Annotated in this window: 15 protein-coding genes; 9 read left to right on the forward strand and 6 right to left on the reverse strand. The window is 48.0% G+C overall.

All coding sequences use genetic code 11. The annotated features are described in order from the left end of the window. Positions 1-135: 135 nt before the first annotated feature. The 3 genes from mnmL to B9Y93_RS08940 all read left to right on the forward strand — a co-directional run bounded on the left by mnmL (position 136) and on the right by B9Y93_RS08940 (position 2,934). Positions 136-1,110 (forward strand): tRNA modification radical SAM protein MnmL/YtqA, encoded by a 975-nt coding sequence (gene mnmL, locus B9Y93_RS08930; protein ID WP_085494082.1) that lies wholly within the window; start codon positions 136-138, stop codon positions 1,108-1,110. A 1-nt stretch (position 1,111) separates the two neighbouring features. Then, positions 1,112-1,696 carry a tRNA 5-(aminomethyl)-2-thiouridylate-methyltransferase MnmM gene (mnmM, locus tag B9Y93_RS08935; protein WP_085494083.1) on the forward strand — a complete coding sequence of 195 codons (585 nt, stop codon included), beginning with the start codon at positions 1,112-1,114 and terminating at the stop codon, positions 1,694-1,696. 269 nt (positions 1,697-1,965) lie between these two features. After that, positions 1,966-2,934: a type I phosphomannose isomerase catalytic subunit gene (locus B9Y93_RS08940; protein WP_085494084.1), complete on the forward strand. Its 969-nt coding sequence runs from the start codon at positions 1,966-1,968 to the stop codon at positions 2,932-2,934. A gap of 204 nt (positions 2,935-3,138) precedes the next feature. Here B9Y93_RS08940 and B9Y93_RS08945 read toward each other — a convergent pair whose 3' ends face one another. Then, a complete protein-coding gene (locus B9Y93_RS08945; protein WP_085494085.1) occupies positions 3,139-4,926 on the reverse strand; it encodes a B12-binding domain-containing radical SAM protein in 1,788 nt (595 codons plus the stop codon). Positions 4,927-5,175: 249 nt separating this feature from the next. On the opposite strand from B9Y93_RS08945, the gene B9Y93_RS08950 reads away from it, so the two are divergent. The 3 genes from B9Y93_RS08950 to B9Y93_RS08960 are packed head-to-tail and all read left to right on the forward strand — an operon-like array spanning position 5,176 to position 8,269. Beyond that, the gene (locus tag B9Y93_RS08950) at positions 5,176-5,664 is read left to right on the forward strand and encodes a DUF4358 domain-containing protein (protein ID WP_085494086.1); all 489 of its coding nucleotides are present in this window, start codon (positions 5,176-5,178) and stop codon (positions 5,662-5,664) included. A 36-nt stretch (positions 5,665-5,700) separates the two neighbouring features. Further along, positions 5,701-7,110: an MBOAT family O-acyltransferase gene (locus B9Y93_RS08955; RefSeq protein WP_085494087.1), complete on the forward strand. Its 1,410-nt coding sequence runs from the start codon at positions 5,701-5,703 to the stop codon at positions 7,108-7,110. Between the two features lie 13 nt (positions 7,111-7,123). Continuing rightward, the gene (locus tag B9Y93_RS08960; RefSeq protein ID WP_085494088.1) at positions 7,124-8,269 is read left to right on the forward strand and encodes a DHHW family protein; all 1,146 of its coding nucleotides are present in this window, start codon (positions 7,124-7,126) and stop codon (positions 8,267-8,269) included. Between the two features lie 417 nt (positions 8,270-8,686). Here the strand turns inward: B9Y93_RS08960 and B9Y93_RS08965 are convergent, their stop codons facing one another. From B9Y93_RS08965 to B9Y93_RS08980, 4 genes are all read right to left on the reverse strand, one after another. Next, the gene (locus B9Y93_RS08965; RefSeq protein ID WP_139829151.1) at positions 8,687-11,407 is read right to left on the reverse strand and encodes a DUF5704 domain-containing protein; all 2,721 of its coding nucleotides are present in this window, start codon (positions 11,405-11,407) and stop codon (positions 8,687-8,689) included. Between the two features lie 590 nt (positions 11,408-11,997). Further along, a complete protein-coding gene (locus B9Y93_RS08970) occupies positions 11,998-13,137 on the reverse strand; it encodes a copper amine oxidase N-terminal domain-containing protein (protein ID WP_085494090.1) in 1,140 nt (379 codons plus the stop codon). A 412-nt stretch (positions 13,138-13,549) separates the two neighbouring features. Next, a complete protein-coding gene (locus tag B9Y93_RS08975; protein ID WP_085494091.1) occupies positions 13,550-15,169 on the reverse strand; it encodes a response regulator transcription factor in 1,620 nt (539 codons plus the stop codon). Next, positions 15,147-16,973 (reverse strand): cache domain-containing sensor histidine kinase, encoded by a 1,827-nt coding sequence (locus B9Y93_RS08980; RefSeq protein WP_085494092.1) that lies wholly within the window; start codon positions 16,971-16,973, stop codon positions 15,147-15,149. The genes B9Y93_RS08975 and B9Y93_RS08980 overlap by 23 nt, the downstream gene beginning before the upstream one ends. A gap of 152 nt (positions 16,974-17,125) precedes the next feature. Between B9Y93_RS08980 and B9Y93_RS08985 the strand changes: the two genes are divergently transcribed. The 3 genes from B9Y93_RS08985 (at position 17,126) to B9Y93_RS08995 (ending at position 20,266) form a co-directional block, all read left to right on the forward strand. Next, positions 17,126-18,007: a carbohydrate ABC transporter permease gene (locus B9Y93_RS08985; protein ID WP_085494093.1), complete on the forward strand. Its 882-nt coding sequence runs from the start codon at positions 17,126-17,128 to the stop codon at positions 18,005-18,007. After that, entirely contained in the window at positions 18,007-18,843 is an 837-nt protein-coding gene (locus B9Y93_RS08990) for a carbohydrate ABC transporter permease (protein ID WP_085494094.1), read from the forward strand. Before B9Y93_RS08985 ends, B9Y93_RS08990 begins: the two co-directional genes overlap by 1 nt. Positions 18,844-18,973: 130 nt before the next feature. After that, a complete protein-coding gene (locus B9Y93_RS08995) occupies positions 18,974-20,266 on the forward strand; it encodes an ABC transporter substrate-binding protein (protein WP_085494095.1) in 1,293 nt (430 codons plus the stop codon). Between the two features lie 472 nt (positions 20,267-20,738). Here B9Y93_RS08995 and recQ read toward each other — a convergent pair whose 3' ends face one another. Further along, positions 20,739-22,574 (reverse strand): DNA helicase RecQ, encoded by a 1,836-nt coding sequence (gene recQ, locus B9Y93_RS09005; RefSeq protein WP_085494097.1) that lies wholly within the window; start codon positions 22,572-22,574, stop codon positions 20,739-20,741. Between the last annotated feature and the right edge of the window lie 14 nt (positions 22,575-22,588).

The following is a 22,588-nucleotide window of genomic DNA, read 5'->3' on the forward strand; positions in this document are numbered from 1 at the left end:
TTTTATTCACTTTCTGATACAATGGTTAGGTTGTCAGATCTAGTGGCATGATACGCTAGAACGAGCGATTTTATGTACGACAAATTGAAGTTCTCTCTATAAGACTATAGAGGGAATCTATTATGGTGATAAAGAATGAATACCAAAATCATTACAAATCCATCCCCTAACCACGAAAAGCCGTTACAATGGGGAGACAAGCGGTTCCACACTTGGAATACCGAAATGAAAGAGCAATTCGGAGAAAAAGTATTTAAGGTCATGCTCGACGCCGGATTTACATGTCCTAACCGGGATGGCAGCATCGCGATTGGGGGCTGTACCTTCTGCAGCTCGCGCGGCTCAGGCGACTTCGCCGGCTCTAGAAGGGATGATCTCGTAACCCAATTCAATACGATCCGCGACAAGCAGCACCAGAAGTGGCCAGATGCCAAGTACATCGGCTACTTTCAAGCGTACACAAACACGTATGCCTCAGTAGAGACCCTGCGCGAGTGCTTCGAGGTCATTCTGGAGCAGCCGGGTGTCGTTGGCTTGTCCATTGCCACACGGCCAGATTGCCTGCCTGATGATGTCGTAGAGTATCTCGCCGAGTTGAATGAGCGCACATACCTGTGGATTGAGATGGGACTGCAGACTATTCACGAGTCAACCTCCAATCTTATTAACCGCGCACATGATACGGCTTGCTATCTTGAGGCTGTGGAGAAGCTTAGCAAGCACAATATACGGATCTGCACCCATATCATCCATGGACTCCCACAGGAAACGCATGAGATGATGCTTGATACCGTTCGAGAAGTTGCGAACATGGATGTGCAGGGCATCAAGATTCATCTGCTTCATCTGATGCGCAAAACTCCAATGGTTAAGCAATATAACGCAGGCCTGCTGCGCTTCTTGGAGCAAGATGAATACGTGAAGCTGGTGGTTGATTCCCTTGAGCTTCTTCCACCTGAGATGATTGTCCATCGCTTGACTGGGGATGCCCCTAGAGATCTCTTGATTGGCCCAACATGGAGCTTGAAGAAGTGGGAAGTGCTAAACGCTATCGACAAGGAGCTTGCCATACGCGATACATGGCAGGGCAAGCTGTGGAGGGGGAACTAATATGGGCTTTCTCTCTGTGCTTGGTTTTGCGCAGCAAATCGTAAAAGATCGTGTACAGCCAGGAGACAAAGTGATCGATGCCACAATGGGAACAGGCGTCGACACCTTGTTCTTGGCTGGACTGATTGGCAAGAAAGGCGAGGTGGCTGCCTTCGATATCCAAGAGGCTGCGCTGCAGATGACAACGCTGCGGCTGCACGATCATCTTGATGCCGGACAGATGGATCGCTGCCACCTCTATCTGCACAGCCATGCCGACATGGCATCCTGTCTGCCCGAGACTTGGCATGGCCATATCGCGGCCATCATGTTCAATCTCGGTTTTCTACCGGCTGCTGAAGCTGACAAGAGCATTATTACAGAGACCTCGGCTACAATTCAAGCCTTGGAGCAAGCCTTGCAGCTGCTTCGCCCCCGCGGGGTGCTGTCCATTGTGCTGTACCCCGGCCATGAGGGCGGCGATCAAGAAGCTGCTGCAGTAGAAGCATGGGCCCAATCGCTGCCTGCTGCCAAGGCGCAGGTCGTGATCTATCGCATGATCCAGCGCCCACACGCGCCATATGTTATCGGTATCGAAAAAAGGTAATCCATTTGGCCTGTGAATAATCCTGACAAACCGGCTTAGCACATCACGCTGCTCTAGTTCGTCTATGAGCATGCAGCATTAGTCTCCTTGTTGTGAAAAACGCTTGACCCTACTACCTAGACCATACAATTGGTGATTCCTTTCCTTCTCAGCCAGTTGGCTTGAGTGGAAGTGTATCATAGACAGCAATTTGACGAAGCCTATACTATAATAGAGCTGTCAGATTGCAAGCAACAACCTAGACAAATAACACATGGGAGTGAGTAGTCATGACAAAACCATACCCACTGAAATTCCAACCTGAATTTAAAGAACGCGTTTGGGGAGGCCGTGCTCTTGAGCAATTCGGCCTTGAGATTCCTGAAGGCCATATCGGCGAAGGCTGGATGATTGGCGATCATCCAAACGGAACGACAAAAGTAGTGAACGGCGAATTGGCTGGCAAAGGCCTTGACGAAGTTCGCGAAGCACTAGGCAAAGAATGGTTCGGCACAAAGGGCTTCTCTGAGAAAAACGGCCGCTTCCCGCTCTTGATCAAGCTACTGGACTGCAACGATGATTTGTCTGTTCAAGTACATCCTACCGACGAATACGAAGGCCTTCCAAAAGGAGAGCTTGGCAAGACGGAAATGTGGTACGTGCTTGATGCTAAGCCAGACGCGAAGATTATTTATGGTCTAAAAGAAGGCGTAGATCGCGCTGCTCTTGCTAAAGCGATTGAAGAAAACCGCATTATGGATGAGCTGCAAGAGGTGCCTGTTCAAGCTGGCGATACCTTCTATATTCCAGCAGGAACCGTGCATGCTCTCTGTGCAGGTGTTGTTGTCGCTGAGATTCAGCAGAACTCTGATACTACGTACCGCATCTACGACTACGATCGTCCAGGCCTAGACGGCAAGCCGCGTGAGCTTCATATCGAGGATTCCTTGAATGTTATCGCTTATGAGGGTGCTGGCGCTTCCCGCATGAAGACAGACAATGCACAGCCTAATGAATGGCTGAAGCTTGCAGAATCTCCTTACTTCATCGTTGAAAAAGGCGTTGTAAACGCTCCATGGAGCCTTGCAACATCAAACGAGAGCTTTGTCATTCTCGTTGTATGTGAAGGAGCGGGCTCCTTGAAGTGGGCAGACGGGTCCATTGACTTCCGTTCTGGCGAGTGCTTCTTGCTTCCTGCCAACCTAGGCGAATATACATTAGATGGCAGTTGCACCGTGCTGCGCTCCGTTGCGCCTTAAGCCCATTCATTTATAAGCACATCATAGATGTACAGCAAAAGGGGATCGCCATGTCTCAATAGACAGGCGATCCCCTTTATTACACCTATTTTCAAGTCCATGCGATCATGGTCAGTCTAGCTTCGCGGCTAAACTTCAGGTCAGCATTGCCGCTCGACCATAATAATCGTCGATGCCCTTCTCAAGCCACTTAGCTTGCCGCTGCTACACAGCCTGAAGCTTCAGCTCCGACTCCGGTACGAGGAACACGAGCGGCTTCTCGCTAGCCTGCTGCTGGTATACGACGATCGCAATCATCGCCCCCATCTCTTGGCCATCATGCCAAGCCTGCTCTTTCGGCAGCAACGAGCTCGAAGCTAGGAACGGAATACGCTCCACGACCGCATGCTTATGCAGCTCCTTCTCCGACAGCTCCAGTTCCTTAAAGGCTTGAGAGATTCGCTCTGGACGGCTCGCCGCCTCGCGAAGAACAAACGAGGCCTCCTGCTTATCAAGCTCAGCTTGCCACCAGATCTTGCGCGGCTTGTACTTATGGTTCATGAAGTAATCAAGCTTCATCAGTCCCAGCACCACATCCATGCGCTTCATTCCATGCTGGCACAAGAAGGCTTCCAAGCGGATAAAGAGATCTTCGAGCTGATGGCCAATCTTCTGCCAGCCCTTGGATTCCCAGTAGTCCCCGAACGCCTGAAAGAAGTCAAACGGCGAATCGAATTCATGCTCCATCAGGTAATGCATCGTATAATCCATTCGATGGGAATTCCAATATTTCTCCAGCACGTCCTCAAGTCGTTTTAAACGAACGACGTCCGAGAAGGGCATGACGTCATTGCTTAACATCTCATATGGCGCATGGTCCATGTATACATACCCGTATTTTTCAGCATCAAGCCGCAAGCCTGTCCCTCTTAGCATCTTTAAAAAGCCAAGCTGAAGCTCTTCAGGGCTAAGCGCGAACACATCATTGAAGGTCTTTCGGAATGTCTGATAGTCCTCATGAGGCAATCCTGCAATCAAATCTAAGTGCTGATCGATCTTGCCGCTGTCCTTCACCATCTTCACCGTGCGCGTCAGCTTCGCAAAGTTCTGTCTTCGCTTCACCAGCTCATTGGTGTGATCGTTGGTCGACTGTACGCCAATCTCAAAGCGGAAGATGCCTGGGGGCGCCTTCTCGGCGAGAAAATCAAGCACCTCAGGACGCATAATATCCGCCGTAATCTCAAATTGGAAAACACATCCTTGATGATTGTCGATCAAGAACTGGAACATCTCCATCGCATAATCCCGCTTAATATTGAACGTTCGATCCACAAATTTGATCAGCTTCGCTCCGTTCGCGATCAAATACAACAGATCCGCCTTGGTGCGTTCAATATCAAAATAACGGACCCCCACTTCAATGCTCGACAAGCAGAATTGGCAGCTGAATGGACAACCGCGACTCGTTTCAAAATAAACCACTCGCTTGCCTAATTCAGCAATATCCGCTTCGAAGCGGTGCGGGGATGGTATATCATTCAAATCAAGCTTCGGCCGCCCAGGATTGATCACAACCTCCCCTGCTGCATTCCGATAAGCCATGCCAAATACAAAATGATACTTCTCGTCATCTCGAATCTGCTGCAGCAAATGTAGAAAAGTCTCTTCGCCTTCACCCATCACAATAAAGTCGACATCGCTTAAGCGCTCCAGCCATTCCTTCGTATCATAGGATACCTCTGGTCCCCCCAGAATGATCTTGACATCAGGCTGCACTTTGCGAAGCATCGATATAACCTTGATCGTCTCTTCGATATTCCATATATAACAGGAGAAGCCGATCACATCTGCCTTTCGCTGATACAAGTCCGATACGATATTCATGACAGGGTCCTTAATCGTGTACTCTGTCAGCTCGATGTCGAATTCATGCTCACAAAAAGATTTTAAGTATCGAATCGCCAAGCAAGTATGAATATACTTGGCATTCAATGTCGTTAATACTACCTTCATAGCCGCTCCTTTCTCCAAACACTACTCATTATACCCATATGCATCCCCTTTTTCGACTGGAGGGAGCAAGATAGACTGATTTATTTTAAAATGCAAGCATCTATTTCATCAAGTGCGATTGATAGCAGTACAAGCAGGGCATGGTAATTATTACAATAACGTTTCAAGAAACCTTTTTTACAACCTATGCGTCTAGAAGAAAGCTCAAAAATGCACAAATAGAGAGAAAAATGAAAGGATGAGGGTCTGATGAAAAAACTCATTTTTACCATGATGGCAGTTACGCTGCTCTTAGTAGGCTGTGGAGCGAAAAAGGAAGAAGCCGTAAATGTTCCCGTATCAGAGATTATGAATGCGATAAAAGAAAAAGGCGAATACGTGATGGGCTTTGAAGAAATCAACCTGAAGCAAGACACGGACACGGCTGGCAAATTGAATATTGACCCTGCTTCGATAGAGGAAGGCATGCTGCTCCGCTCGATGATTAACATTCGCGCAGATGAGATCATCATTCTTAAAGCACAGGATGCGAGCAAGATCGAAGATTTGAAGAAAGCGCTGGACGATGAAATCGCTAATCTAGATCAAATCTGGAGCACTTACCTCCCGCAGGAGTATGAAAAAGTACAACATCACATCATAAAGCAGCAGGGCAATTATTTGATTTTGATCGTTGCCGATAATCCTGAGACGCTGGAAAAAATCTTCATGGATAAGCTGGCACCAGACAGCAAGTAAGAAGAAGCTGGTTAGACATGACTGGAGGAACATGGAGTGGTATTTAGTTCCGTTGCCTTTTTGTTTTACTTCTTCCCGATCAGCCTATTGCTTTATTATGCAGCGCCGCGCCAATGGAAAAATGCGGCGCTCTTTCTCATTAGCTTAGTCTTCTATGCTTGGGGAGAACCGATCTACATCCTTTTGCTCCTCTTTTCTACGATCGTCGATTATCTCAATGGACGCTTGATGGAGCGCTACGATCAGCAAGAGAAGCTGCGGCGGCTCATTCTTATTGGCTCTCTGATCGTAAATATTGGCGTGCTGGGCTTTTTCAAATACGCTGGTTTCCTTGTGCTGACCATGAACCAAAGCTTCGGGACGAATCTACCATTAATGGAGCTTCCGTTGCCAATCGGGATATCCTTTTACACCTTTCAAACGATGTCCTATATGATAGATGTGTATCGAAGAAAGGTTGCGGCACAGCGCCGTTTTATTGATTTTGGCGCCTTTGTATCGATGTTCCCTCAACTCGTAGCGGGACCCATTGTGCGTTATGACGACATCGCTCAGCAGCTCCAACATCGTAGAATCACCCTTGAGATGTTTGCGGAGGGCATTAGACGATTTATTATCGGACTTGGGAAAAAGGTATTGCTCGCGAACAATATTGGTCTGGTATGGGATATGACCCAATCCGATATGTCCCATCTCACCACCTTTGGCGCTTGGATGGGCATCGCTGCTTTCGCTTTTCAAATATACTTTGACTTTAGCGGATATTCGGATATGGCGATTGGCCTTGGCAAGATGCTTGGCTTCAGCTTCCCGGAGAATTTCCGTTATCCCTATATAGCTGCCAGTGCATCGGAATTCTGGCGCAGATGGCATATCACGCTCGGATTTTGGTTCCGTGATTATGTCTACTTCCCTTTAGGAGGAAGCCGAGTCGGTCGAGGAAAGCTTCTGCTTAATCTGTTTATCGTTTGGTTTCTGACAGGCCTCTGGCACGGAGCCAGCTGGAATTTTGTGTTGTGGGGACTGTACTTCGGACTGTTGATTGGTCTTGAGAAGCTGTGGCTGGAGCCTGTGCTGCGCCGTATGTGGAAGCCGCTGCGGCATCTGTATCTGCTTGCTGCTGTCCTATTCGGATGGACCTTGTTTGCGATTGAAGATTTGCCTTCGCTTGTACACTATTTGCGTGTCATGATCGGTCTGGGTGGCGAAGGGTGGATCAATGAAGCCAATGTATATGTCCTGAGCAATAATAGGATGCTCTTCTTCATGCTGATGGTTGGATCGACACCTCTTGCGGCTAGACTAGCCAACTATTGGATGCGGTCCACACGCCACCAGACTTTATACGCCATTATAGAGCTGCTTACGCTGGCGCTAATCCTATATGGTGCAACTGCCTATATTATAGACGATACGTACAATCCCTTTTTGTATTTCCGCTTCTAGGAGGTGAGGAAGAATGACCAAGACAAGAGCGCGGCTGCTGGTGATCTGCTTTGTAGGATTTATTAGCGTACTTGGACTGTGGAGCGCGATAAAGCCCGATCGGACCATGTCTGAATTTGAGAATCGCGTGCTCGCCTCCTTTCCTTCCTTTACGCTTGAGAAGCTGTGGACGGGAAAGTACACTGAGCAGTTAGAGGATTATGTGGTCGATCAGTTCGTTAACCGGGATATGTGGGTAGGGGTGAAGTCTGATCTTGAGCGCTTATCTGGCAAGGCTGAGAATAATAACGTCTTTTTTGGCAAACAAGATTATTTATTTGAGCGCTTTGAAGCCCCGATGGACATGCTCGATAAAAATATGAATCAGATCCTGCGCTTTGCAGAACGCCAGCAAGCCCACTTTGATTCGATTTCACTGCTTATGGTGCCGAATGCTCAAAGCATTTACCCCGAGTATCTGCCGCCGCATGCTATCGCCACAGATCAGGCGCAGCCTCCACTAATGGCATTCATTACGAAGCAATTAGGCGGCACAGTAAACATTGTCTCTCTGCTTCAAATGCTTACGGAACATAAAAATGAGCAGCAGCTATACTTCCGTACCGATCATCACTGGACGATGCGAGGCGCATATTATGGCTACACGGCCTTCGCTGAATCCATAGGAATCTCGCCTGTGCCGCTTGAAGGCATGCAGCAGCATCTGCTAAGCGAGGCTTTTTACGGTACGTATTATACGAAAGCCAACCAGCGCAGCACCAAGCCAGACAGGCTGGAGCTGCTGGACCCTTCACTGCCCAAATACGAGGTATGTATCAAAGGCAGCAAGGGATGTTCCCCATCCTTTTATCACATGGAAGCTTTACAGGAACGCGATCAATACAAGGTCTTCTTCAACGGCAACTTCCCTATTGTGAACATCCGGGTGGATCATCAAGACAAGGAGAAGCAGCGGAGCATTATCGTATTCAAGGATTCTTACGCCAATGCCTTCATTCCTTATCTTGCGCAGCATTACACTCACATCCAGATGATTGACCTGCGCTACTTCCGGTTTCAGCTGGATCGTTATCTGGCAGAGCATCCTGCTGACGACATTTTAATGCTATACAGTGTGACAACCATGGCAAAGGATGATATTTTCAAGTGGCTAAATTAGCACACTGTACAAGGGCATACTGAAATATTGGGCATGCTCTGAATAGAAGATAGAGAGCTGTATTTGTGGAATGCGATAATTTAAAATGAATGAACGTTCAGCAGTCCAAGCATCTAAATTAGCGAATACCGCTAGCTAAGCATACTCCTCTTCCAATTATTCGTTCACCTGACACAATGGTGGAAAGAGAACATACCTTTCATGATAATCATTAAAACATGATTATCATTGAAGAACATAAGAATTTAAGGGGATGCCTATAGGTGTCCCCAAACGTGAAATGAGCCTTAGCATTAATGCTAAGGCTCTTTTTTCTTTGATGTCCGCTTTAGGGAACGGATTGCTGCCTGAACAGGAATTGAAATAACAGCGAAATCTATGAGTCCTCCCTTGTAATGGCGGCTAGCGCACGTTATATCAATGTGTTCCACCAACCTGATAATCTTCCAGCGAAGAGCGGTTGCCGTAGTAGAAGATGATGTCCCCATCTCGCAGCGGGATCAATGCTCCACTTGGCAGATTCACCTCGCTTCTGCCGCCTTCACGCTGCCACTGATTCGTAAGCGGCGCATGAATGTACTGCAAATGCGGGGCTTCCTTTCGCCCGTTTCGGATCGTCTTAATATCGAAGTTCACAATGAGGTAGCCGTCCTTTAGGAAAAAAGGCGCCTTGTCATTGAAGTTGAACTGGCGGCTTAAATCAAAGCCCTTTGGAACAATGTACACCTGCGCAGGTACGTTGAATTCACCGTACCACTGCTGAACCGAGGCCTCTGCACGCGCAGCATGGACACTCGGTGGAATCTGACTCGCGGCCGGTCCAATAAAGAGCCGCAAGCGCTCTGGCAGCATGAGATCGGTATAACTCCCGATAGCGGTCTTCTCCTCTGCCAGTCGCCTCCACTGCTCTACATACTGGCTCTTCGACAAGGACAGCTGGGGCTCGAACAGCTCATAGAACACGTCTGCCGTGCTGCGGATTCGAGATTCGGCAATATTCCTGAGCCTCGCATGGAGAACCACCTCGCGCTGCAGCTTATCCTCCTTCGAACCGATCTTCAAAAACAGCTTCTCTGGCGTATGCGTATACAGATCTACTTCTTGGCGCCGCTTGCCGCCCTTGTCGACGAAGTAGAAGCTCGGCTTGATATGCACGCTGTCCGCTGGCCCGAATAGATTGCCCTTCGTCTTCAAATCAAACTTGAAAGCATAGCCCGTCTTCACCGCAAAGTGCTGATAGCCTTTACTTGGATGGCTGCCGGGTGCGACTGGCAACCGATAGGGGGCGTGGTTCCCTCTTGGCGCGCCATCGAGTCCATTCAGACCCGTCCAATAGCTCGCGCCTGTCGGCTCCTTGCTGCCAAGCTGCCTGCGGAAGACCAGCTCCCAGCTCGGATCCAGAACGTCGGTCACATGAAAATCATATATCCTGCCAATGACCTCTACCGCGATCGCATCCGTTGCGGCATGATGGGCAAGATCAAAGTTGGCATAGCCTTCTGTCGTCGCACCTGATGGCGCGTTCTCCGCAAAGGAGCGGAACAGCACCGTATACTCCCCTTCGTCTACCCATACTGGAAGATAGAAGTTACTCATCGCTTCCGGGATCGGGATGCTGATCCATGTGGACTTCGGCACAAAGGTGCCATCTGAGCGGTACACGTCAAACGGAAACTGCACCTGCTTGGCCTGCATGTACTTCGCATAGTCCCGATCTCCGTAGCCGGGGCGGTTCACATGCGCACCACGTGTCGGCAAGGCTACTGTGAAGGGGCGCTCCAAGATAAGCGCCGCTCGGCTCGCATTCGGCTGAGTCTTCTGATTATGAGCCTCATCGTCAGACACGGCAGCGTACATAACGGTAGGCGTATGGACAGTCACCGGATTGATGCCATGGATTGGAAAGGAGGCATCGTCACCACCGTTGACCGCATTAGGCATCAGCCCATAGTAGATGGTGCCTTGGCTTGAAGCACTCCTCCGATTGGTCTTATGCCTTTCAATCATAAGGCGATCCGCATACAGCATCCGATTGGCGGTCATCGAAGGCTCAGGGATGCTTCCTGGGGATGGACCCGCTTTCTCCACTGTTCCTCCATTCATGACGGAGGTTCCATTGAAGGACAGCGTATCGTTGCGGACCTGTACCTCCCGTATGCTCTGCTCCGCTTCTGTCTGAAACTGCGAGAGCCGATTCGGAAGCGATGGCCTTGCATTCGTTCCGGGCACCGTCTCGCTCGGAAGGGCAATCGTCTGCGGCTTAGGAACCTGCACAATGCCGCCATTGGTCGCAACCGCATAATAAGGCGGCGTGTAGCCCTGCGGGGCCATCTTCACCCCTCCGCTGGGAAGCGCATAGTTAGTCACATCCGCACGCAGAAGCTGATAGATCTCTAAGTTCTCAATCTTCCAATAACGATACTCCCGCTTCACCTTCATGGTCTCCTGCCTTGTCTCTGTCGCGGTCATCGGCATAGGCGTTGGCGGTCCCCCTTCGACAGCAGGAGGACCCATCTCTGTCCATGTCAAAATATAGGTCTGGGAGACGGCAACATCAAAAGTGCAGATGCCGCCCCGTTCGACAAAACGATGCTGGAACAAGTATTGCCTCGCCATCGCATTCGTAAAGAGGTGCTCGGAGGTCGGGATGCCCTGAAGAACATCGAACGAATAGGGGGCATTGCTCGGATGGTCGGCAAGCACAGAAGCAGAGACTATTGGGTCCATCGCCTTTCCTGAACGTGCTGCTCCTGTTTCTCTCGGAATCTCACACTGTGGGGGCGGTGGAGGAGGCGGGGTACAGTCAGGGTCTCCCGGCTTACATCCGGGTTCATCCTTATCGGAGCGATAAATGCCCACCACATCAAGCTTCTTCAAGCCGACAGTAAAATTGCGAGTTGTCACCTTTGGATTGAGATCAGGATCTCCTTCTACCACGAATTTGGGCTCGCCGCCCTCTTCTTGCAGATACGATTTGAAGATCGTATATACGGTGCCATCATTAGCCGTTACACTCTTCTTCAAGGTAAACGTAATCTCACTGCCAACGGGCCATTCCTTATCATCTTCACCAATGATATCTGGATAAGGATACTCAATCTGACCACTGCTAATCGCACTTCCATCTTCTTTCCGCATAACGTAACGAACGTAGGTATCTTTTTGATATTTAACCTCGATATCGTAATACTGTCTAAATTCATTTGGATTAGCCCAAGGTTGAGCATTACGTATAGATTGAAGATCATAATATCTTATCCCGGTGTCATTTCCATTTATATAGATATTAAATATTGCACTTAAATACAAAACATCTCCTTCGGAAATGGTTTCAAGTTGAAGATTTTCAAGAGCAGTGGATACCTCTATCTCTGGAATCATAAACCTAGTCTCTACTCTTCCATTACCTATGTCAATGTCATCACCGACTTGAGTTAGATGCGGTAATTTAGCTAATTTGCCCTTCAACGAGGGATCACATTGAACTTTTAGTGGTTCGCATCTAGGTTCTCTGTAAACCATAAATCCTGTTGTCTTATACCTTATCCCTGTAGTTGCTTTAGTATTTTGAGTAATAAATTTAATTGCACCGTCATCTAAAACAACCTCAACATCATCACCTAATGCTTTAGCTGGAAGCGTGAAGTCATAAAAAAAGCATGTACTTATTAAAATGAGTGCGATGACATATTTACAGTTTCTATTCAACCATCTTCGCTCTCCTTTAATCACTCACTTTTACGTATAAGGGCGTTACCTCTGAATAAAGAAGTAGTCCCTGAAACTTGCAATTTAGGGGTGTATACAGCCCCACCAATTGTAGAGCTAAGCCTTATGTCTGCGATTCCTTCGTACCAAACATCTTTTTGATACTCCGGTAAGTTACCATTGTCATTTTTAGTTAGATGGAAACTGCTGTCATATATTAAGTTTTCATACTTGTTAAAATTCTTTATTTTGAATTTAAATTTTGTCCTCATACGGAATGTATCTCCACCATGATAAAAAATGCTTGGTTCGGCTACAAGACTTCCTTCTAGTTGAATTTTGTTTGATTTTACCCAATTGACGTAACTGCGAAGATCTTCATCTGTCCCTAAAATATTTAGAAAACTATGTGCTTCTTTGGCCCAGTTAAAATCTATATTTTCATAATTTGCATTAAGGATTAAACTGTAATACTTCTCGATTTTTGCTTTCCATGCATTCACATTATCAAGACGCAACATATAATGTTTTTGTGTTTTAAGAACATCTTTAAACGAATTTTTAAAAAAAGGGTCATAGAACAGTTCCATCTCATACATCTCATTTGGAATATCCTCTAGGATGTAAGGGAAGTCCTGCGCGTTCTTGGGGAGATTCGTGGTGCGGATTTTGCGGCCGTAAGGATCGTACTTGGCAGACTCGTCGTATTGATCAGACTTCATAAAGATATAATAGGACTTGTCATCGAACTTCACCTCTACTTGCAGCGCCTCGCTCACAAAGCGCAAAGGGACCAAAGTCCGGCCATTCTGAACAACCATCGGAGCATCCAATGCGACAATCGTCCCATTAACCATTGCCTGCTTGCTGCTCTCTGTCAGCTCAATACGGCTGTCTCCTTTGGCAATAACCGCTTTGCCTTGCCGAGCGTCCCAAGTCACCTTTGCGCCCAACTGCTCGCTAACAACCCGAATCGGCACATAAGTCGTGCCTGACGTTGATACAACAGGACGTGAATCGTGGAACTTAATCTTTTGACCATCTAATATAATCTCAATTGGACGCTGCGTAGACTTATAAGATAACGCACTAGCTTCATTTCCCAGCAACGTAACTGCCAACAAAGCAGCTGCTAGACTATAACCTAATCTCTTATTCACGTGTACGAACCCCTCTCTGCAATTTTAATAAGCAAAAAGTCTCACCTCCTAAAATATACCATATACTGACACATACTTGAACGTTTCTGTTAAATAAGGGAGGCCTTTCCTCCTACCTTGGCATGACGACAAATAGTCCATACGCACTTATTCTCCTGTCAACAGAGGAACTGCATTGGAATCCAACACCTTCCCTTGCAGCAATAAAAAAAGCACAGCATTAGCCCTATTCCGCTAATGTCCATGCTTTGAACACATCCAAGTATACGATTGCTGCCTTCAGTCTTGCTCCCTACAACGGAAGGAAGGATCTTCCATGAAATCCTTGTATCACGAAGATCATACATGATGACTGCGTATTTGTCTATCACTTATTCAAGTCAGCAGCCAATTGGCAAAGGAAACACTCTGGTTATATTCCAAGCGTGTGTTCCTTGCGATATTCGCCTGGGTTCATCCCTTCCACCTTCTTAAATACTTTCGAAAAGTATTTTTCATCCTGATAGCCAACCATCTCTGCAATTTGAGCAATCCGCAAATGCGGGTTATGCAGCAGCAGCTTTGCTTTCTCAATACGATATCGGCTTACATAATCAAGCACCGTTACACCATAAGCCTGCTTGAACTTGCGGGCAATATATTCACGACTTAAGTAAAATTTTGCAGCGATGTCTTGAAGCGAGATTTCCTCCTGATAATGACGTTCAATGTACGCAGCAATATCCTGTACGAAGAAGCTGTCTTTGGAGTGCTTGCGGATAAGCTGTGTGGAAATACCCTGCAGCTTCTGAACGATCTGCTCCTCATACAGCTCCCAGTCCATCCCACCCTCATGGTTCAAGGAGAGAATAGCGTCTTCCTCTCTCGCTGCGGCTGCTTCTGAAGCGTTCGCACCGCCATCTTGCCCCTCTTCCATCCATTGCTTGATTATCCACTCCAGCTCTGCCTGCCACTGATCAAGCTCAATTGGGGTGATCGACTGGCGCTCCCGCAGCTTGTTGATCCATAACGCTGCCGCTGAACCGATCTGTTCCTCGCTGCCGCTTAGTGCCGCAAGCCGCAGCTGCTCATCGAGGCTGCTTAGCTTGGAAGAACGCTCGCTTCCGAACCGCTCCTGCTGCTTCAGATGAATATAGGCAGGATCAAGCACATTGCGCTGCCATACCGCGTTTGAAGCTTCCTCATAGGCATCTGCCCATTCATCTGGAAACGCGTGCGGAACGCTTATTCCTGCATGAAACCTGCGATTTAACGTAAGGTATACGCCTTCGTTCAGATCCTGAAGCAGCGCCTGCAATGCCTTTGGCTCCCCGTTGTACAAGAGGACCATTTCTCCTGCATGATGATTCAATTGCCGAAATACTATCCCTCTTCCCCGAAGCAGTTCCTTCGCAATATTCATAACCGTAAAGTACAGGAGCTCCTGTTGATGCTTAAACTTCAGGTAAAGGCGCATGTCCATCTGCCCGATCGCTAGAACCGCTACCGTGCACAGAGGGTTAGCCGCTGGCAGCAGGCCTTCCGCCTCAAGCTGCTTTAGCACCTGCTCTTTGCGCCCCTGTCCTCCCAGATAGTCCGAGAACAGCCTGTCGGCATAATAAGGCCTCATCTCATTCACCTGGATACGCTGCTTCGTCATTCTGCGGCGTCCTTCCTCCTCCTTGTTCCAGCAGGATACGGCCTTCTCCAGCACCTCATTCAGCGCATCAGGCTGAACAGGCTTCAGCATGTAATCCATTCCTCCATGACGGATGACATGCCGCACCAGCTCAAAATCATCGTAGCCGCTGATGACGATCACCTTGATCTCTGGAGCATGCTCGTACAGCCATGTCAGCAGCGCGGCACCATCCTTCCTTGGCATTCGCATATCGGTCATCACGATCTGAGGAGAATGCTTCTGGATGAGAGACACCGCTTCTTCGCCATCCGATGCCTGCAGCACCTCCGTCACGCCATACTCCTTCCAATTCGCCAGCAATTGAATTGCTTGTCGCACATGCTTCTCGTCATCCACGATTAGAACTCTCATGTCTCTCACTCTCCCATGCATAATCTAAGGTGATTTTAACGCCGTGAGGCTTCACATTCTCGATCTGTAATGCTGCTGAATCATCTGTGTACAGCTTGAGACGCAGCAGCACATTCTCTAGCCCAATCGATTCCGGCTCCTGAGATTGTGGCACATGCTCTTGCTCGTGCTCCGCATCCTCCCACTCGCTGGTTAAGGTCCCTAAATGGTGCTGCAGCGCTCTAAGCCGCACATCAGGTATGGAACATCCATCATTTTCGATCTCGATGACTAGCCGCGACAATGATCCTCGATAGGCGCGAACAGCTAGATGCCCCTTCCCTAGCTGAGGCTCCATGCCATGCTTGAAGTAATTTTCAACAAGCGGCTGAAGCGTCATCTTCGGAATGCTCGCGTTGAGGCATTCCTCATCGAGCTCCCATATCACCTCAAACTGTTCATCAAAGCGCTCCTTCTGTAAATCCAAGTACATCTTTAAGTAAGTGATCTCTTCTTTTAGGGTTACCATATCTTCATTGCTGCGCATCTTATAGCGCATAATCTCAGCCAGTGAGGTTAAGAGCGAATATACTCGCTGACCTTGATTCTGCAGCGCAAGCGTACCAATCGATTGCAGCGAGTTGTATAAAAAATGAGGGTCAATCTGTGCCTGCAGCGCCTTGATTTGGTTCGTTTGATTCGCGAGCTCCAGCTTGTATTTTCTCAAAATCAAATTGTTGATCGTCTCCATCATCTGCCGGAATCTTCGAGACAGCATGCCAATCTCATCTTGTCCTCCATCCTCAATGGCAACATGCAGCTTGCCTGTCTGAATTTCATTCATATAGCTGGCGAGCTGTTTAATCGGTCTCGTGATGCGAATAGAAATAAACAAGGTTCCGATAATGACCACCAGTAATGCCAACACCGCAATGACAGCATTAATGGTAATAAGCCCAGTCGAGGTACGATACAGCACTTCGTATGGGATTCGCTTTACCAAGGTCCAATTCGCATAAGAGAGCTCCAGCTTCTCATACACTTGAATCGCACGATCGCGATCTACATAACCAGAATCGCCTTCAAGGGAGGCTAATGATGCATCTTCCCCTGCCAGCGGCTTGCCAATCTTGTCCTGCTCACTGCTGAACATGATCTCTCCTTGCTCATTCAGCAAATAAAGCTCCTCATCCTGAGCATTATACAGCTGATTGCAGATGGCTTGAATTCCGTCAAGCCGAATGTCAATCGCAAGTGAGGCCAGCTTAACGGTCGAAGGAATGCGAAGAATAGGCCGATGAAAGGTAAATACCTTTTCATTCGGATTGTCATTTGGCGATGGAGTAAACCCATAGCTGTGCAGAGCATGCGGAGGCTCCAACATGCTTTTCTCCGAATTATTGATTGCGCTTTCATAAGCTTTCTCACGAAGATTCCTTTTTGGAACATTATCGGTAATCAGTGTGGACTGCTTCGTTTGTTCATTATGCAGATACACCTGCTTGATATCGGGCAGTGATCCTTGCAAATTCTGGAGCGTGGAGTACATCTCCGCCATTGCTTGATAGTCATCTATGCTCTTCGTTAAGTTGTACAAGAAATTCGGGTCGGAATACACGAGGATGCTAGCCCGATTAATATTGCTTAGATAATTCGTCAAATTCGTTTTCCCTTGAAAAATAAGTCTAGTGTTCTCGTTGATGGATTGCGCCTTAATGGATTCACGTGTATACAGCATGGTAATGACTAAGGACAGGACAAGCGGAATAATTGTTGCTGCCAGCATGAACTTAATCAGCCGGGTTCTAATGCTGTGGGTTCTCATGAGCTGCCCCCTTCTTCTCAACTTACATGAACGGCATCGTGGTCGAAGATCAATATTGTCCACCTATCGGTTCACGATTCTCCGTTTTTTTGATGCTGTCATTCTAGCATACTTAGGATAAATAAATAAAGAAATGCAAAGGGGAGATCAGGATGAACGGCAAAAAATCCTCTCAGATCATCCAGCAGCTTGTATTCGCTGGTCCAGCTACACTCTTTTTCATCCTTATCATCGTCATACCGTTTTTGCTCGGACTATACTATTCCTTCACCAATTGGAATGGGGTATCTGGTGAAGTATCTTGGGTAGGTCTAAGCAACTACCAGCAAATCTTCACATCAGACGATGCCTTTCGCACCTCCTTCTGGTTCACTGCCAAATTTACGGTGCTAGGCGTTCTTCTGACCAATGTATTAGGATTCTTTTTGGCTTACCTTTTAACGAAGCCGCTCAAGACAAGAAACATTCTGCGCACGATCTTCTTTATGCCAAATGTCATCGGCGGACTGCTGCTTGGGTTCATCTGGCAATTTATCTTTGTGAGAGGCTTTACCGCGATTGGCGACTCTACAGGCTGCTCCTTCTTCACCCTGCCATGGCTCGGTACAGAGAACACCGCCTTCTGGGCGATTGTCATCGTATTCGTCTGGCAGACTGCCGGCTATCTCATGGTTATTTATATCTCGTCGCTAAACAATGTGCCTAAGGATATGATCGAGGCAGCGGAGATTGACGGAGCGAATCGCTTCCAGATGCTGCGCTCCATTATTATTCCGCTCATCATGCCTGCAGCTACCATCTGCTTGTTCCTGGCTATCTCATGGTCTTTCAAAATGTTTGATTTGAATCTCAGCTTGACCAAGGGCGGACCTTTTGGATCAACGGAATCGGTAGCGATGAACATCTATAACGAAGCATTTTCGAAGAACCGATATGGATTAGGTACGGCCAAAGCGATCATCTTCTTCCTGATTGTCGCCATCATCACGAGTCTACAGGTGAAGTTAACGAAGAGCAAGGAGGTTGAAGCCTAATGGACACATCCAAACGATATCAGGCAGGTACGATGGCAACAGAGCTCGTCATGCTCTTGATCGGACTCGTCTTCTTAGTACCGTTTTACTTCTTGTTCGTTAATTCTGTAAAGACCTTCGGCGACTTATTGACCAATGCAGCAAGCCTTCCAGCTAGCCTGGAATGGGGGAACTATGTTCGTGCTTTCCAAACGACGAACTTCCCATCCGCGTTCTTCAATTCAGCAATCATCACGATTGTTAGCAATCTGCTGCTGGTCCTTATCAGCTCTATGGCCGCCTATCGCATGGTGCGGCGCAACACACGCTTTAATCGCGTATTATTTTTACTCTTTGTCGCGGCGATGGTCGTTCCATTTCAATCGATCATGATTCCGCTCGTCAAGGTGACAAGCACACTTGGCCTGATGAACAGCATCCCTGGCTTGATTATCTGCTATCTCGGCTTTGGCGTTCCGATGTCTGTCTTCTTGCTGCACGGATTCATCAAGTCCATTCCAGCGGAGATTGAGGAAGCAGCCACCGTTGACGGCTCGAATGCTTACGGTGTATTCTTCAGAGTCGTGCTTCCGTTAATGAAGCCGATGCTTGTAACCGTATTCATACTAAATACGCTATGGATATGGAACGACTACCTGCTGCCTTCCTTGATTCTGCAGTCTCAGGAGCTTAGAACAATCCCCATTGCGACCTTCGCATTCTTTGGGCAGTATACGAAGCAGTGGGATCTGGCTTTGCCGGCGCTTGTCATGGGCATCATGCCCGTCATTATCTTTTTCCTCTTCATGCAAAAATATATCATTGAAGGGATCACGCAAGGTGCGGTAAAAGGTTGAGGTAGTCACAATCGTCGACCTAAACGATCAATATTCTACCTGATGTAAGCGCTTAGAGGATTCTAGAATAAGAGTAAGCAGACGAAAGCACAACTATAAACAGATTCATCAAACGTGGGAGGTATGCTTCATGAAAAAGCTATCCAAATGGTCGCTCGTTATGATATTGGCCTTATCCATGGTATTGTCCGCTTGCGGGGGCAAGACTTCGGAGCAAGGAGCAGGCAGCACCGCAGATAAAGGCTCATCTGAGACAAAAACGATTAAAATCTTTCAATTTAAAGTTGAAATTGCTGAAGCTCTTAATCGACTGAAAGGTGAATATGAGAGCTCTCACCCCGGGATCAAGCTGGACATTCAGACTGTTGGCGGTGGAGCTGACTATGGAGCAGCGTTGAAAGCGAAGTTCGCTTCTGGCGATGAGCCGGATATCTTCAACAATGGCGGCTACCGCGAGCTTGAGACATGGATCGGCAATCTAGAGGACCTCTCTGACCAGCCATGGGTATCTGATGCCGTCGAGGTAGCCAAGGAACCAATGACGAAGGACGGCAAGATCTATGGGCAGCCGATGAACCTTGAGGGTTATGGCTTCATTTACAATAAGGATTTGTTTGAAAAGGCAGGCATTACAGAGATTCCGACTACGCTAAGCGAGCTTGAAGCAGCAGCCAAGAAGCTTGAAGGCATCGGCGTGACGCCATTTGCCAACGGCTATCAAGAGCTGTGGGTGCTTGGCCTGCATAATCTGAACGTTGCCTTTGGGAATCAAGACAACCCTGATGCATTTATTAAAGGGCTAGATGAGGGCACTGCGAAAATTCCAGGCAACCCCGTCTTTGAGCAATGGGTGAATCTGCTCGATCTGACTCTTAAGTATGGCAATAAGAACCCGCTAACCACGGACTATAATACAGAAATGACTCTGTTTGCGAACGGCGAGGCTGCCATGACGCAGCAAGGCAACTGGACGCAAGTGCAAATTGACGGCATTAATCCTAACTTGAATATCGGCATTCTTCCGATGCCAATCCATGATCAGGAGGGCAATGACAAATTATTCGTAGGCGTGCCGAACAACTGGGTCGTGAATAAAAACTCGCAGGTGAAGGATGAAGCGAAGGAATTTCTGAATTGGCTCGTTACATCCGATGAAGGCAAGCGATACATCACCGAGGAATTCAAGTTCATTCCTGCCTTCAAGAGCATTGATGCAACAAGCGAGCAGCTTGGCGATCTTGGCACAGAAGTAATGAATTACAGCCAAGCCGGCAAGGCGTTGAGCTGGAACTTCAACAAGTTCCCAGATGGCGGAATGAATGAATTCGCCAACCAAATGCAGGCCTATATTGCAGGCAAATCAGATAAAGCTCAGCTGCTGGAAGACCTGCAAAAAGCATGGGACAGCCTTAATCTTAAATGATGGAATCAAGCTGACTATTCCTCCTTAAGCACTAGCAAAGATATAACCCTTAAACAAAATCAAGCACGGCGCGGCCCGAGGGTCGTGCCGTTTTTCTTCCTCAGATTGATAACAGCAAACCGCATTCGAATCCCGCATCGTACGTTCTAGGCAACAAAGGCTTGATGCACTGTTGCATCACTTAGCGATCATTTTATGCATGACACAAAGCGCACTTCCTATCAAAATTAAAAAAAGCCAAGCGTTGACTTCATTGTCAGCGCCCGGCTTCTTGGCAAAGTTAAGTTTTATTTTTCACCATTATACGACAAATTTATCACATTGACAATCATTTTTCTGAAAGAAATGAAACGAAAAGTGCAAATAATCGAAATTACTTTCACCTTTTTCAAAACTAGCGCTACACTCTTGATTAAAAGCAATAAAAGTCACTAGGACTCTAAAGCGAGCAATAGGCTGCAAGTTAGCAATGCTAGTACCATGCCTCCCGCTCATCCTGCTCCGCCTCCACCTGCTCCAGCTGCTGGAATAAGCGAAGAAACGGCTCGCCAAACTTGCGCACCTTGGCTTCCCCCACGCCCTTAACTTTAAGGAATTCCGCTTCTGTCGTCGGACGCTTCTCGGTCAGCTCTCTTAACGTGCTGTCGTTAAATACGATATAAGGAGGTACCCCCTCCTTCGCAGCAAGCTCACGGCGAAGAACCCGCAACTGCTCGAACAAGGTCTCATCCACTGCCGCCAATGTCTTCGGCTTCAAGGATTGCGCGACTTTCTGCTGCACCTTCCGCTCGCCTTTGATAACCTCTACGGCAGGTGCCAATAGGCGCACAGTCGGATATTGCCCCTCGCTTAAGCCCAAGAATCCATCCGCAATCAGCACATAGATGAGATCAGAGATTGCTTTCTCCGTCATATGTCGAAGCTCGCCATGCGTCGAAAGGCGGTCAAAGCCGTATTGGATGACCTTCTTGTTCTTCGATCCTTTCAGCACAGAAGCGATCATCGAGACGCCAAAGCGCTGATTCATGCGGTATATGCATGAGAAGATCTTCTGAGCCTCAATCGTAATATCCACCTGCTCCCGCTCATCCTTGCAATTGCCGCACATCATGCAAGGCGTATCATCATGCTCGCCAAAATAACGCAGCATATAAGTCTGCAAGCATTCAGGAGTATAGCAGTAGTCGATCATAAGCTGGACTTTCTTGTATTCATGCGCTTTACGCTCTGGGGTCGTCTCATTCTGCTCTATAAAGAACTTCTGTGTCACGATATCCTGCGGATGGAACAGCAGCACGCACTCACTTGGCTCCCCGTCTCGGCCGGCACGCCCCGCTTCTTGCACATAAGCCTCCATATGCTTCGGCATGTTGTAATGCAGTACATATCTTACGTTCGATTTGTCGATTCCCATGCCGAAGGCATTGGTCGCTACAATGACACGAACGTCATCATAGATGAACGCCTCTTGCATCGCTTCCCGCTCTTCATCGCTCAGTCCAGCATGGTACCGTCCCGCCTTGATTCCCGATTTAACTAGCTGCTCATGAATATTTTCTACCTCCCTGCGAGTGGAGGCGTAGATGATGCCCGATTGATGAGCACGATCCTTCACATACTGCAAGGTAAAGGCACTCCGGTCTTCGCCCCTTAGCACCGTAAAAGCTAGATTATCTCGCTTAAAGCCTGTGATGACCTTCTCCGGAGACTGAAGCTCCAAGAGGCGGATAATATCCTCCGTGACCTCAGGCGTTGCTGTAGCGGTAAAGGCTGCTATCAGGGGACGCTCGCCGAATTCATGCGCAGCGAGCTTTCTTACAAACGGCGCAATAGCTCGATAACTTGTTCGAAAATCATGTCCCCACTGGGAGACGCAGTGCGCCTCATCCACCGCTAGGAAGGCGATACGCAGCGATACGGCTCTCTCCAAGAACCAATCGCTTTCGAGCCGCTCGGGAGCTACATACAAGAGCTTGATCTCACCAGCCTGAGCTCTTCTTAGAATGCGATTCACCTCGGCCGTATCCTGCGAGCTGTTAATGTAGGCAGCCTCAACGCCTAAGCTCGTGAGCGCATCCACCTGATCCTTCATCAACGAGATCAAAGGAGAGATGACAAGAGTCAGCCCATGCTGCAGCAGTGCAGGCACTTGATAGCATATCGACTTCCCTCCGCCAGTCGGCATGATCCCCACTGTATCTTTTCGCTCAATCAGATGTTCTATAATCAGCTTCTGTCCATCGCGGAACTGCTCATATCCATATACTCGTTCTAGCACCTGACGTGCGTCTTGCATCGTTATTGCCATAGCTTACGTACTCC

The organism is Paenibacillus aquistagni (assembly GCF_900177815.1).
GTDB lineage: Bacteria > Bacillota > Bacilli > Paenibacillales > Paenibacillaceae > Paenibacillus_B > Paenibacillus_B aquistagni.

Excerpts from the sequence above, each read along its gene's own strand:
- B9Y93_RS08980 (WP_085494092.1), bottom strand. The coding sequence starts at position 16,973 with ATGAGAACCCACAGCATTAGAACCCGGCTGATTAAGTTCATGCTGGCA.
- B9Y93_RS08960 (WP_085494088.1), top strand. The coding sequence starts at position 7,124 with ATGACCAAGACAAGAGCGCGGCTGCTGGTGATCTGCTTTGTAGGATTT.
- B9Y93_RS08990 (WP_085494094.1), top strand. The coding sequence starts at position 18,007 with ATGGACACATCCAAACGATATCAGGCAGGTACGATGGCAACAGAGCTC.
- B9Y93_RS08945 (WP_085494085.1), bottom strand. The coding sequence starts at position 4,926 with ATGAAGGTAGTATTAACGACATTGAATGCCAAGTATATTCATACTTGC.
- B9Y93_RS08940 (WP_085494084.1), top strand. The coding sequence starts at position 1,966 with ATGACAAAACCATACCCACTGAAATTCCAACCTGAATTTAAAGAACGC.
- mnmL (WP_085494082.1), top strand. The coding sequence starts at position 136 with ATGAATACCAAAATCATTACAAATCCATCCCCTAACCACGAAAAGCCG.
- B9Y93_RS08950 (WP_085494086.1), top strand. The coding sequence starts at position 5,176 with ATGAAAAAACTCATTTTTACCATGATGGCAGTTACGCTGCTCTTAGTA.
- B9Y93_RS08985 (WP_085494093.1), top strand. The coding sequence starts at position 17,126 with ATGAACGGCAAAAAATCCTCTCAGATCATCCAGCAGCTTGTATTCGCT.
- B9Y93_RS08995 (WP_085494095.1), top strand. The coding sequence starts at position 18,974 with ATGAAAAAGCTATCCAAATGGTCGCTCGTTATGATATTGGCCTTATCC.
- recQ (WP_085494097.1), bottom strand. The coding sequence starts at position 22,574 with ATGGCAATAACGATGCAAGACGCACGTCAGGTGCTAGAACGAGTATAT.
- B9Y93_RS08965 (WP_139829151.1), bottom strand. The coding sequence starts at position 11,407 with ATGCGGAAAGAAGATGGAAGTGCGATTAGCAGTGGTCAGATTGAGTAT.
- B9Y93_RS08975 (WP_085494091.1), bottom strand. The coding sequence starts at position 15,169 with ATGAGAGTTCTAATCGTGGATGACGAGAAGCATGTGCGACAAGCAATT.
- mnmM (WP_085494083.1), top strand. The coding sequence starts at position 1,112 with ATGGGCTTTCTCTCTGTGCTTGGTTTTGCGCAGCAAATCGTAAAAGAT.